The organism is Cellulomonas sp. P5_E12, assembly GCF_054049315.1.
On sequence record NZ_JBFUMP010000044.1, the window covers coordinates 1 to 11585 of the forward strand.

An 11585-nucleotide genomic window follows, 5' to 3' on the forward strand; every position below is an offset into this window, starting at 1 on the left:
GTGCGGCCCGGCGACCGGGTGGCCCTGCTCGTGCCGCCCGGGGTCGACCTCACGTCCGTGCTCTACGCGTGCCTGCGGCTGGGCGCGGTCGTCGTCGTGGCCGACGCGGGGTTGGGCGTCCAGGGGCTCACCCGCGCGGTGCGCGCCGCCGAGCCCACGGTCGTGATCGGGATCGAGCAGGCCCTGGTCGCGGCGCGCTGGTTGCGCTGGGCGCCCACGCTGGTCAGCGCCGGCCCGCTGCGCGCGGGGGTGCGCCACGCGCTCGGGGTCAGCGCGTCCCTCGACGAGCTCGCCGCGCTGGGGAGGGCCTCGACCGAGGACCTCCCGTGGCCGGACGCCGACGCCGACGCCGCGGTCCTCTTCACGTCCGGCTCGACGGGCCCCGCCAAGGGCGTCGCCTACACGCACCGCCGGCTCGCGGCCATGCGCGACGCCGTCGGGCGCACCTACGGCATCGGACCCGACAGCCCGCTCGTCGCGGCGTTCGCGCCGTTCGTCCTGCTGGGCCCCGCGCTCGGCGCGACCAGCGCGAGCCCGTACATGGACGTGACCTCGCCGGGCACGCTCACCGCGGCCGCGCTGGCGGAGGCCGTGCGCGCGATCGACGCCGCGGTCGTGTTCGCCTCCCCGGCCGCGCTGCGGTCGGTGGTCCGCACGGCCGACGGCTCGGAGCGGGCCGCGCTGGCCGGCGTCCGGCTGTTCCTGTCGGCGGGCGCGCCGGTCGGTCGCGAGCTGCTGGAGGCGGCCGCCGACCTCATGCCCGGCGCCAAGGCGCACACGCCGTACGGGATGACCGAGGCCCTGGTCGTGGCCGACGTGTCGCTCGAGGAGCTGCGCGCGCTGCCGCCGGGCGACGGGGTGTGCGTCGGGCGGCCCGTGCCGGGCGTGCGGGTGGCGGTGAGCACGCTCGACGCCGACGGGGAGGCGACCGGTGCACCGGTGCGGGAACCGGGGGTCACCGGCGAGGTGCTGGTCTCCGCCGCCCACCTGAAGGAGCGGTACGACGGGCTCTGGCTCACCGAGCAGGCCTCGGCGCGGGACGCCGGTTGGCACCGCACCGGCGACGTCGGGCACCTCGACGCCGACGGCCGGCTCTGGATCGAGGGTCGGCTGGCGCACGTCCTGGTGACCGCCTCGGGCGTCCGCACGCCCGTGGGGCTGGAGCAGCGGGCCCAGTCCGTCCCGGGCGTGGTCGCCGCGGCGGTGGTCGGTGTCGGCCCCCGCGGAGCGCAACAGGTCGTGGTCGTCCTGCAGCCCGAGGTGTTCTCGCACGGCCCGGTCGTCGCGGAGCCGGGGCTGGCGGCGGAGGTGCGGGACACGCTCGACGGCACCGAGATCGCCGCCGTGCTCGTCGTCGAGCAGCTGCCGACGGACGTCCGGCACAACTCGAAGGTCGACCGGACCCGCGTCGCGGGCTGGGCCGAGCGCGTGCTGGCGGGGGAGCGGGCGCGGCTGTGACGCGCGTCCTGGTCACGGGTGCCAGCGGCATGCTCGGGCGGGCCGTCGCCGAGCGCCTGGTGGCCGACGGGCACGACGTGCGCACCCTCCAGCGCAGCCCGTCGCACGTGGCCGGAGCGGACGACGTCGCCGGGTCGGTGACGGACGCCGCCGTCGTGCGCGCGGCCGTGGTCGGCCGGGACGCGGTCGTGCACCTCGCGGCCAAGGTGGACATCACCGGGCCGCTCAGCCAGTTCGAGGCCGTGAACGTCGACGGCACACGACACCTGCTCGACGAGGCCGCGTCCGCCGGAGTGCGCCGGTTCGTGCACGTCTCGTCGCCGTCGGTGGCTCACCTGGGCCGGTCGCTGGCCGGGGCGCCCGCGGGCCCGGCCGACCCGTCGCACGCGCGCGGCCACTATGCACGGACGAAGGCGACCGCGGAGCTCCTCGCGCTCGCGGCGCACGATCCGGGCGGGCTGGGGGTCATCGTGGTCCGGCCGCACGTCGTGTGGGGACCGGGCGACACCCAGCTGGTCGGGCGCGTCGTGGACCGTGCGCGCAGCGGCCGGCTGCCCGTGCTCGGCCAGGGCGCCGCGCTCATCGACACGACCTACGTCGACAACGCGGTCGATGCCCTGATCGCGGCGCTGCATGCCGACCCGGCCGCGTACGGCGAGGCCTACGTCGTCACCAACGGCGAGCCGCGACCCGTGCTCGAGCTGCTCGTCGGGATCTGCGAGGCCTCCGGGGTCCCGACCCCACGGTGGCACGTCCCGGCGGCCCTCGCGCGCGGCGCGGGTTCCGTCCTCGACGCGGCCTGGCGGACGCTGCCCCTGCCGGGCGAGCCGCCGCTGACCCGGTTCGTCGCGGAGCAGCTGTCCACGGCGCACTGGTTCGACCAGCGACGCACTCGCGAGGCGCTCGGGTGGGAGCCCGCCGTGAGCCTCGACGAGGGCCTGGCCCGTCTGGCGGAGTGGACGGCGCGGCAGCCGTCGTCCGCGGCTCCCTAGACTCGGGCACGTGACTGCTGATCTCCTGCGCGGCGCGCTCCCGCTGCGCCCCGACCTCGTCGGCCTCGAGCCGTACGGCGCGCCCCAGCTCGACGTGCCGCACCTGCTCAACGTCAACGAGAACCCGTACGCACCCGCGCCGGACGTGGTCTCCGACATCGCCGCCGCGGTGGCCCGGGCGGCCGAGGGCCTGAACCGCTACCCCGACCGGGACTTCGACGCCCTGCGCGCCGACCTCGCCGCGTACCTGGAGGTCGAGTCCGGCGTCGCGCTCGCCACCGAGCAGGTGTGGGCCGCGAACGGGTCGAACGAGATCATGCTGCACGTCCTGCAGGCCTTCGGCGGACCGGGTCGCACGGTGCTGTCGTTCGCGCCGACGTACTCGATGTACCCGGAGTACGCGCGCGACACGTTCACGGGGTGGGTCGCCGGGCGCCGCGAGGAGGACTTTGGGCTCGACCCCGACGTCGCGCGCGCCGCGATCGCCGAGCACGCGCCGTCCGTCGTGCTGCTGGCCAGCCCGAACAACCCGACCGGCACGGCACTGCCCGCCACGACGGTGCTCGCGGTGCTGGCCGCCGCCGCCGCGGTGCCGGGCGGCTGCGTGGTCGTCGTCGACGAGGCGTACGGCGAGTTCCGCCGCGCGGGCACCCCGTCGGCGCTCGAGCTCCTGGCCGACCACCCCCACCTCGCCGTGAGCCGCACGATGTCGAAGGCCTTCGGGCTCGCCGGGGCGCGCGTCGGCTATCTCGCCGCCGCGCCGGCGCTCGTCGACGCCCTGCGCGTCGTCCGCCTCCCGTACCACCTCTCGGCCGTCACGCAGGCGGTCGCTCGCGCGGCGCTCGCCCACGCGCCCGCCCTGATGGCGCAGGTGGGTTCGCTGCGCGACGAGCGCGACGCCCTCGTCGTGTGGCTGCGGGAGCGCGGCCTCACCGTCGCGGAGTCCGACGCGAACTTCGTGCTGTTCGGCCTGTTCGACGACCGGCACGCGATCTGGCAGGGTCTGCTCGACCGTGGGGTCCTCATCCGTGAGGTGGGGCCCGACGGGTGGCTGCGGGTGTCGGTCGGCACCCCGCAGGACATGGCGGCGTTCCGGGACGCCCTGGTGGAGGTGGCTGGGCTGTGAGTACTCCCAAGGCCCGTACCGCGCGCATCGAGCGCGCGACGAGCGAGTCGAGCGTGCTGGTCGAGCTCGACCTCGACGGCACCGGTCGCACCGACATCTCGACGACGGTGCCGTTCTACGACCACATGCTCACCGCGCTGGGCAAGCACTCGCTGATCGACCTCACCGTCAAGGCGACCGGCGACACGCACATCGACGCGCACCACACCGTCGAGGACGTCGCGATCACGATCGGCGAGGCCCTGCGCGAGGCGCTGGGCGACAAGCGCGGGATCTCGCGGTTCGGCGACGCGACCGTGCCCCTCGACGAGGCGCTCGCCCAGGCCGTGGTCGACGTGTCCGGGCGGCCGTACCTCGTGCACACGGGCGAGCCCCCCGGCCAGGAGTACCACCTGATCGGCGGCCACTTCACGGGCTCGCTCACCCGGCACGTGCTCGAGTCGATCGCGCACCACGCCGCCTTCAGCATCCACGTCCGCGTCCTCGCGGGCCGCGACCCGCACCACATCGTCGAGGCCCAGTTCAAGGCGCTCGCCCGGGCGCTGCGGTTCGCCGTCGCGCTCGACCCGCGGGTGGACGGGATCCCGTCGACGAAGGGCGCGCTGTGATGGCCGACGAGCTGCCCGACGACTTCGAGGTCCCCGACGACCTCTCCTCGCTGCTCGACGCGCCGCCGGAGGACCCGTCGGTCGTCCTGGTCATCACGCAGGTCGCCGCGCCCGCACCGCTCGCGGCCGCGTGCGCGATCGCCAAGGTCGAGGTTGACGTCGTGCCGACGGACATCGGCGCGATCGCGGTCCTGCGCGACCCGCGCGCGGCGGCCGAGGGCGCCGGGGCGATCTCGAAGCTGCTGCGCACGCTGCCGGTGATCCTGCTCGAGCGGCGCGAGGGCCAGATCACGGCGACCCGCTGGACGGCCGGCGAGCGGGGCGACAAGCTGCCCGCCGGCCTGGTGCTGTCCGACGCGCCAGCGGTGCTCGAGGACCTGCTGCTCGGCTCGGTGCAGGCGGGCGACGTCGAGGGCGTCGTCACGAGCGTGGGGATGTCGCGCTGGCAGGCGATGCGGACGATCACGGGCTCGGGCAAGAAGAAGTCGTAGTAGCCGTCCCGAGAGGAACGTTTCGCCCGTCGCGGGGCACCCGTCTCGCGGACCGGCGCCCGACCGGGCGGCGCGTCGGCCGCGGGTACCGTGGTCCGGTGCCCGCCCAGCCCCTCGTCGTCGTGCTCGACCACGGTCCCGACGACCACGCTCCGCTGGCCGAGGCCTTGACCCGCGCGGGTGCCCAGGTCGAGATCACGTCCGACAAGCGCACCGCCCTCGTCGCCGACGGGCTGGTCATCGCGGGGAACGGGCCGTTCGCCGAGGTCATGGCCGGCGTGCTGGCCGTCGGCGGCGACCAGGTCGTCGACCGGCGCCTCGCGGGCGGTCGGGCCGTGCTCGCCATCGGCGTCGGGATGCACGTGATGTTCGCCGCCGGACCCGGAGCCGAGGGCCTGGGGGAGTGGCCGGGCGTCGTCGAGCCGGTCGAGCCGGTCGGCCCCGCTCCCGTCGTGGTGGCCGAGGGGTCCAGGCTGTTCGACGACCTCGGCGACGCCGAGTTCGACTTCGCACACGCTCACGCCGCCCGCACGTTCCCGCTGCTCGACGACTGGCCCGCGGACACGCGTCTCGTCGTCCCCGTCGTCATCTGGACGGCCGGCCCGGACCGGTTCGTCGCCGCCGTCGAGAACGGCCCCCTCACCGCCCTCCAGCTGCGTCCGGAACGCTCCGGCGACGCCGGCGCCCAGGTGCTCGCACGCTGGGTCGCGTCCCTTCCCGCCCCTGCCACCCCCGGAGACCACGCATGACCGACCGCCTCGAGCTGTTGCCCGCCGTCGACGTCGCCGACGGCCAGGCCGTCCGCCTGACCCAGGGCGCCGCCGGAACCGAGACGGGATACGGCGACCCGCTGTCGGCCGCGCTCGACTGGCACGCCGGTGGCGCGGAGTGGATCCACCTGGTCGACCTCGACGCGGCCTTCGGGCGCGGCTCCAACGCGGTCCTGCTCGCCGAGGTGACCGCCGAGCTGGTCGCCAAGGGCGTCAAGGTCGAGCTGTCCGGCGGCATCCGCGACGACGCGTCGGTCGAGCGCGCGCTCGGCACCGGCGCCACGCGCATCAACCTCGGCACGGCCGCGCTGGAGAACCCGGAGTGGACCGCGCGCGTGATCGGGTCCTACGGCGAGCAGATCGCGGTCGGCCTCGACGTGCGCGGCACGACGCTCGCGGCGCGCGGCTGGACCAAGGACGGCGGCGACCTCTGGGAGGTCCTCGCCCGCCTCGAGGACGCCGGGTGCGCGCGCTACGTGGTGACCGACGTGAACAAGGACGGCATGCTCAACGGCCCGAACGTCGAGCTGCTGCGCGAGATGTGCGCCCGGACCGACGCACCGGTGATCGCCTCGGGCGGGGTGTCCAGCCTGGAGGACCTGCGCGTGCTGCGGACGCTCGTGCCGCTCGGTGTCGAGGGGTCGATCGTCGGCAAAGCTCTTTACGCGGGCGCGTTCACGCTGCCCGAGGCGCTGGACGTCGCGGGCCGCCCGTGACGGGACGCGAGCTGCCGCCGTCGTCCCCGTTCGCGGGCGACGACGGCACGGCCGATCCCGCCGTCGCCGCCGCGCTGGCCGCGCTCGACGCCGGCACCGGCACGGTCGCCGTGGTGGTCGACGCGCTCGCGGGCACCCGCGTGCTGGTCCCCGTGCTCGCGGAGCTCGAGGTCGAGGACGTCGTCGTGCACGCCGGGCACGAGCACACGGTCGACAAGGAGGCCTCGGCGGGCATCGTCGCGCTGCGGGCTCCCGACGGCCGCACGGCCCTGCCGGTCTTCACGTCGGTCGCGACGATGGCGGCGTGGCGGCCCGACGCGCGACCGGTGCCCTCGGACGTCGCCCGCGCGGCGCTGTCGGCCGTGACCGAGGGCTGGGAGGTGCTCGTCGTGGACCCCGGCGGTCCGACGACGGTCCTGGTCCCGCGGCCGGCCGTGTGGGCGCTCGCCCAGCAGGAGCGCTGGCGCCCGGCGGTGACGGCCGACGGCGTCGACCCCGAGGTCCGCGCCGCGATCGCCGCGGCGGTGGCACCCRTCGCGGGCGTGGTKGCCGTCGACGCGGTGCCCGGGGCGCGCGCCGAGGTGGCGGTCGTCGTCGACCTCGTCGCCGGTCTGGACCGCGCCGGGCTCGACGCGGTGCTCGCGCGGGTCAACGCCGCGGTGGCCGGTGTCGAGCTGGTGGCCACGCGGGTCGACTCGCTCGAGCTGCGGCCACGCGCGGCACGCTAGCGGCGGCGCCTGACCGCCCACGCGAGGGCGCACGTGCTGAGCACGAACGCGGCCACCAATTGGCCGCCGAGGATCACGCGGTTGAGGTCGAGCGCCGGCCGCCAGTGCGCGCCCGCGCCGTCGACGACGAAGACGCCGACGGCCTTGACCCGGACGCCGTACCCGCCGCCCCCGCCGTGCCCGACCTGGGTGCCCTTGGGCACGGTGTCGCCCTCGGGCTCGTCCGACGCACCGCTCTGGCCGGAGCCGGCACCGGACCCGGTCGCGCCCCACACCTTGGCGACCGGGATGACGAGCGTCCCGTCGCGCTCGTACGCCTCACCGAACACCCGTCGCACGGTGAGGGCGTCGTTGGTGGCACGCGTGACGGTCTCTGGGTCGAAGCGCGGGACAGGCATGAGAACCTCCGAAGGGTCAGCCGGTGCAGGGTGCCGCGGGTGTGAACGACGCCTCGTCGTCCAGCATGGACCGCAGCGTGCTCACGGGCACCACAAAGCTGTGCCCGTCTGCGTCCTTGGCGTACACGACGCCCACCACCCGACCGTCGGCGTCCAGCACGGCGGAGCCCGAGCTGCCGTGCTCGACCGGTGCGTCGGTGACCAGGACGACGCCGAGGTTCTCGTTGAGCGGGTCGGTCTCGCTCGAGAGCACGTGGCCCGTGGTGACGGTCAGTGCCTGCCCGAGCGGGTAGCCGACGACCGTGACGGCGTCACCGATCGCCGGGTCGGCTGTCGCGAGCTCGGGAGCGGCCGGCAGCGCGTCCTGCGTGTGCACGATCGCGAGGTCCGCCAGGTCGGCGGTGCTGGCCGCGGCGGCGGCGACGTCACGGCCGTCGTAGGTGGCGATCTGCAGCGTCGAGGCGTCCTCGACCACGTGCCGGTTGGTGACCAGCGTGTGGTCGTCGAGCGCGAAGCCCGATCCCGTCGACAGGCTCCCGCAGCCGATGTTCCGGATGCGCACGGCCATCCGCTGCGCCGAGTCGAAGCCGTCGGGGGAGAGGTTCCCGCTGGACGTCGGGGTCGGCCGGGGGAGGTCGGTGGGCACGACGCTGGTGGGCACGGGGGCGGGCATCGCCGGCAGCACGCTGCAGCCCGCCGTGAGCAGCAGGAGGGCGCCGACCAGCACGACGCGGCTCCTCATCGCTGGAGCTCGCTCTGGAGCGCCGCGTTGGCGTCGGTCGCCTTCTGGCACACCGTCTGCACGTCGGAGGTGAACCGGGCCAGGTCGGCCTGGTCGTACTGCGCGGAGTTCTGCAGGTAGCCGATGAGGCGCTGCTGCCCGTCGACGCAGGCGGCCAGCGCGGTGGCCACCTGCCCGGCCGCCTGCGACACGCGCGACTGGTAGTCGGCGAGCTGCTGCTGCGACGCGCTCGTGTCTCCCAGCTGCGCCTTCTCGTCGGCCAGCTGCGTGATCCGCTCCTGGGCGGTCGCCAGCTGCCCCCGCGCGGCGTCGAGCTCGGCCTGCGTCGCGGCGAGGTCGGCCTGGGCCGTCGCGAGGTCGTTCCCGGTCGAGCGCGCGAGCGTCTCCCAGTCCTGCGTCGAGGCCTGCCACGCCTCGTTCGTCCGGAGCATGTGCGCCAGGAGCAGACCACCGCCCACGAGCGTCCCGACGAGCAGCACCGCGAGCACGGTCGTCGTGACCCGAGGCCCGCGTCGACGGGCCGGCGCCGGCGACAGGGACGAATCCGGCACGGCGGGCAGCCACGACGGTGGCGCCGGGGTGATCTCGGTCACCGGGCGCTGCGGCTCCGGGGGCGTCCCGGCACTCGCGCGGGGGTCGTCGGGCGGCATCGCCCCAGGATAGGAGGCCATCGGCTGCCCTCAGGGTGATGTTCAGCCCCGACCGGCGGACGGCGGCCGCGCCCGGAGCACCGCGGGGCAGCGGCGACAATCGTCGGATGCCCTCGACGACCTACGGAGCCGTGCTGCGCCTGCCCGGCGTCGCACGGCTCTTCGGCGTCTCGTTCCTCGCCCGCATCCCGTCGGCCATGGTCGGCGTGGTCCTCACGCTGCACGTCGTCTCGACCCTGGACCGCGGCTACGCCCAGGCAGGCCTCGTCGTCGGCGCCGCGACCGTCGGGATGGCGCTCGGCGCGCCGTGGCGCGGCCGCCTCGTCGACAAGCTCGGGCTGCGCCGCGCGATCGCCCCGTCGGTCGTCGTCGAGTCGGCGGTGTGGCTCGCGGCCCCGCACCTCACCTACGAGGCCCTCATCGGGGCGGCGTTCGTCGCCGGGCTGTTCCTGGTGCCGGTCTTCTCGGTCAGCCGGCAGTCCTTGTCGGTGCTCGTGCCCCTCCAGCACCAGCGCGCCGCGTTCTCGCTCGACTCGGTCGCCGTCGAGCTGACCTTCATGCTCTCGCCGGTCGCCGGCGTGCTGCTCGCGACGCAGGCCTCGACGTCGGTGGCCCTGACCGTGGTCGGCGCGCTGACCGTCGGCGCCGGGGTGCTCCTCATGTGGGCGAACCCGCCCACCCGCAGCGCACCGTCGGCCGGGCCGGTCGCCGAGCTGCCGAAGGGTCGGCTGCTCAGCCCGGGGCTGGTCGTCGTGCTCCTCGCGGGCCTCGCGGCAGCCTTCGTGCTCGTCGGCACCGACGTGTCGCTCGTCGCCACCCTCAACGACGCCGGTCGTTCGGCGGACGTCGGCTGGATGATCGCGCTGTGGGCCGGCGGCTCGGTCGTCGGCGGGCTCGTCCACGGGGCCACGCACCGCAACCCGTCACCGCTCGTGCTGGTCGCCGTCCTCGCGCTCGCCGCCGTCCCTGCCGCCTTCGCCACCGGGCAGGTCTGGCTGGCGGTCGCGATCGTCGTCGCCGGCCTGCCGTGCGCGCCCGCGCTGTCCTCGATCAACGCGACGCTCGTCCGCCTCGTCCCCGAGCACCGGCGGGGTGAGGTCATGGGCTGGAGCGGGACGATGGGGACGGTCGGCAACGCGCTCGGCGCGCCCCTGTGCGGTGCGGTGATCGACCGGACGACGCCGGGCGCCGGGTTCCTCACCGCGGCGGTGGTGGGCGGCGCCATCGCCGTCAGCGGGCTCGTCGCGCTCGCGACGGTCCGCCGCAGGAGCGGGGCTGAGACGCCCGAGACGCCCGACCATGCCCTGCCGCGTCACGTGCCCGCCACCCGCACCCGGGTCCGGCTCATCCGCCACCGCGGCATCGGCTCCGCCCGACGCGAGCGGGTCAGACGACCGAGCCGGTGAACTTCTCGCCGGGGCCCTCGCCGGGGGCGTCGGGGAACGGCGACGCCTCGCGGAACGCCAGCTGCAGCGAGCGCAGACCGTCCCGCAGGGAGCGGGCGTGCTGGTTGCCGATGTCCGGCGCCGAGGCCGTGACCAGCGCGGCGAGCGCGGTGATGAGCTTGCGGGCCTCGTCCAGGTCCATGAAGTCGGCACCCGCGCCGGTCGGTCCGTCCTCGGCCAGACCGCACTTCACGGCGGCTGCGCTCATGAGGTGGACGGCGGCGGTCGTGATGACCTCGACGGCGGCGACGTCCGCGATGTCGCGGGTGGCCGCGCTGGTGGGGTCCGTGCTCGGACTGCTCTCGGTCATGGCTCGATCCTCTCATCGGGCCACGGGTGCTCCGACGCCGGTGCGGGCGCACCCCGCTTCTCTGGTAGTCTTGGCGGTCGACTGACCTGGGCTGTGCCTCGCTCTCACGGGCGGACACGGCTCAGGCGCACAAGTGGAGTCTCTCCCACCTGGGCCTCGACCGATCGATGCGTGTGTCTGCGCATCGACGACAGAGACCGGGTCACAGTCCGCACCGGACGGCGCAAGCCGGTCCCGGTGGCGTGAGCATGGCTGCGGCCGTGGGCACGTGGCGGACTTTGAGGCCTCCTCCTGTGCTCAGGACGGGGGCCTTCCTCGTTCCTGACGGTCGCCACGACGAACCTGAGGAGCACCACATCAGCGAGCCCCGCATCAACGATCGGATCCGCGTAGCCGAGGTCCGCCTGGTCGGCCCCAACGGCGAGCAGGTCGGGATCGTCCGCGTGGAGGACGCACTGCGCCTGGCTCAGGACGCTGACCTCGACCTTGTCGAGGTCGCACCTGACGCTCGTCCGCCCGTCTGCAAGATCATGGACTACGGCAAGTTCAAGTACGAAGCAGACATGAAGGCCCGCGAGGCCCGGCGGAACCAGACCAACACGGTCCTCAAGGAGATCCGTTTCCGGCTGAAGATCGACCCGCACGACTACGGCACCAAGAAGGGCCACGTCGAGCGGTTCCTCACGGCCGGCGACAAGGTCAAGGTCATGATCATGTTCCGCGGCCGCGAGCAGTCCCGCCCCGAGATGGGTGTGCGTCTGCTGCAGCGGCTGGCCGACGACGTCTCGGAGCTCGGCTTCATCGAGAGCATGCCGAAGCAGGACGGCCGCAACATGATCATGGTGCTCGGCCCGAACAAGAAGAAGGCCGACCAGAAGCAGGAGCAGCGCCGTGCGGCGCAGGCTGCTGCGGCACGCGAGCAGAACGCTGCGGCAGCCGCCGCGGCCGCTGCTGCGGCGGCTGACCCGGCTCCGGCCGAGCCCGTCGTCGAGGCGCCCGCCGCTGTCGTCGAGACCCCGGCCGTCGTCGAGACGCCCGCCGTGGTGGAGACGCCGGCCCCGGTCGAGGCTCCCGCCGCTGTCGAGACCGTCGTCGAGGCGCCCGCCGCCGTCGAGACCCCGGCGCCCGCGCCGGTCGCGCCTCGTCCGGCC

At 75.0% G+C, this 11585-nt stretch carries 14 protein-coding genes; 10 read left to right on the plus strand and 4 right to left on the minus strand.

The window, feature by feature from the left end:
- From ACXJKA_RS19610 to ACXJKA_RS19645, 8 genes are all read left to right on the plus strand, one after another.
- Positions 1-1458, plus strand: a 1458-nt coding sequence (locus ACXJKA_RS19610) for an AMP-binding protein (protein WP_456826872.1), incomplete at its 5' end; no start/stop codon positions are given.
- Complete coding sequence (locus ACXJKA_RS19615; RefSeq protein ID WP_456826873.1) at positions 1455-2450, plus strand: NAD-dependent epimerase/dehydratase family protein; 996 nt, start codon at positions 1455-1457, stop codon at positions 2448-2450. The genes ACXJKA_RS19610 and ACXJKA_RS19615, both read left to right, overlap by 4 nt.
- Before the next feature lie 10 nt (positions 2451-2460).
- Positions 2461-3576 carry a histidinol-phosphate transaminase gene (locus ACXJKA_RS19620; protein ID WP_456826874.1) on the plus strand — a complete coding sequence of 372 codons (1116 nt, stop codon included), beginning with the start codon at positions 2461-2463 and terminating at the stop codon, positions 3574-3576.
- On the plus strand, positions 3573-4184 hold the full coding sequence (gene hisB / locus ACXJKA_RS19625) for an imidazoleglycerol-phosphate dehydratase HisB (protein WP_456826875.1): 612 nt from the start codon (positions 3573-3575) through the stop codon (positions 4182-4184). The genes ACXJKA_RS19620 and hisB overlap by 4 nt, the downstream gene beginning before the upstream one ends.
- A complete protein-coding gene (locus ACXJKA_RS19630; RefSeq protein ID WP_456826876.1) occupies positions 4184-4675 on the plus strand; it encodes a hypothetical protein in 492 nt (163 codons plus the stop codon). The genes hisB and ACXJKA_RS19630 overlap by 1 nt, the downstream gene beginning before the upstream one ends.
- A gap of 98 nt (positions 4676-4773) precedes the next feature.
- Positions 4774-5424, plus strand: a complete 651-nt coding sequence (locus ACXJKA_RS19635; protein WP_456826877.1) for an imidazole glycerol phosphate synthase subunit HisH — start codon at positions 4774-4776, stop codon at positions 5422-5424.
- Entirely contained in the window at positions 5421-6161 is a 741-nt protein-coding gene (gene priA / locus ACXJKA_RS19640; RefSeq protein WP_456826878.1) for a bifunctional 1-(5-phosphoribosyl)-5-((5-phosphoribosylamino)methylideneamino)imidazole-4-carboxamide isomerase/phosphoribosylanthranilate isomerase PriA, read from the plus strand. Before ACXJKA_RS19635 ends, priA begins: the two co-directional genes overlap by 4 nt.
- Positions 6158-6889 carry an SseB family protein gene (locus ACXJKA_RS19645; RefSeq protein ID WP_456826879.1) on the plus strand — a complete coding sequence of 244 codons (732 nt, stop codon included), beginning with the start codon at positions 6158-6160 and terminating at the stop codon, positions 6887-6889. Before priA ends, ACXJKA_RS19645 begins: the two co-directional genes overlap by 4 nt.
- Here the strand turns inward: ACXJKA_RS19645 and ACXJKA_RS19650 are convergent.
- From ACXJKA_RS19650 to ACXJKA_RS19660, 3 genes are read right to left on the minus strand one after another with little or no spacing between them, the layout of a single operon-like run.
- Positions 6886-7287, minus strand: coding sequence for a spore germination protein GerW family protein (locus ACXJKA_RS19650; protein ID WP_456826880.1), 402 nt, complete (start codon positions 7285-7287; stop codon positions 6886-6888). The genes ACXJKA_RS19645 and ACXJKA_RS19650 overlap by 4 nt on opposite strands.
- 16 nt (positions 7288-7303) lie before the next feature.
- Positions 7304-8029 (minus strand): S1C family serine protease, encoded by a 726-nt coding sequence (locus ACXJKA_RS19655; protein ID WP_456826881.1) that lies wholly within the window; start codon positions 8027-8029, stop codon positions 7304-7306.
- The gene (locus ACXJKA_RS19660; RefSeq protein WP_456826882.1) at positions 8026-8679 is read right to left on the minus strand and encodes a hypothetical protein; all 654 of its coding nucleotides are present in this window, start codon (positions 8677-8679) and stop codon (positions 8026-8028) included. Before ACXJKA_RS19660 ends, ACXJKA_RS19655 begins: the two co-directional genes overlap by 4 nt.
- Before the next feature lie 107 nt (positions 8680-8786).
- Between ACXJKA_RS19660 and ACXJKA_RS19665 the strand changes: the two genes are divergently transcribed.
- The gene (locus ACXJKA_RS19665) at positions 8787-10085 is read left to right on the plus strand and encodes an MFS transporter (protein WP_456826883.1); all 1299 of its coding nucleotides are present in this window, start codon (positions 8787-8789) and stop codon (positions 10083-10085) included.
- Here the strand turns inward: ACXJKA_RS19665 and ACXJKA_RS19670 are convergent.
- Positions 10066-10434, minus strand: coding sequence for a DUF1844 domain-containing protein (locus ACXJKA_RS19670; RefSeq protein WP_456826884.1), 369 nt, complete (start codon positions 10432-10434; stop codon positions 10066-10068). The genes ACXJKA_RS19665 and ACXJKA_RS19670 overlap by 20 nt on opposite strands.
- A 248-nt stretch (positions 10435-10682) precedes the next feature.
- On the opposite strand from ACXJKA_RS19670, the gene infC reads away from it, so the two are divergent.
- Positions 10683-11585, plus strand: a 903-nt coding sequence (gene infC / locus ACXJKA_RS19675; RefSeq protein ID WP_456826885.1) for a translation initiation factor IF-3, incomplete at its 3' end; no start/stop codon positions are given.

Coding starts and splice junctions, on each gene's coding strand:
- ACXJKA_RS19630 (WP_456826876.1), top strand. CDS start 4,184: ATGGCCGACGAGCTGCCCGACGACTTCGAGGTCCCCGACGACCTCTCC.
- priA (WP_456826878.1), top strand. CDS start 5,421: ATGACCGACCGCCTCGAGCTGTTGCCCGCCGTCGACGTCGCCGACGGC.
- ACXJKA_RS19650 (WP_456826880.1), bottom strand. CDS start 7,287: ATGCCTGTCCCGCGCTTCGACCCAGAGACCGTCACGCGTGCCACCAAC.
- ACXJKA_RS19655 (WP_456826881.1), bottom strand. CDS start 8,029: ATGAGGAGCCGCGTCGTGCTGGTCGGCGCCCTCCTGCTGCTCACGGCG.
- ACXJKA_RS19660 (WP_456826882.1), bottom strand. CDS start 8,679: ATGCCGCCCGACGACCCCCGCGCGAGTGCCGGGACGCCCCCGGAGCCG.
- ACXJKA_RS19665 (WP_456826883.1), top strand. CDS start 8,787: ATGCCCTCGACGACCTACGGAGCCGTGCTGCGCCTGCCCGGCGTCGCA.
- ACXJKA_RS19670 (WP_456826884.1), bottom strand. CDS start 10,434: ATGACCGAGAGCAGTCCGAGCACGGACCCCACCAGCGCGGCCACCCGC.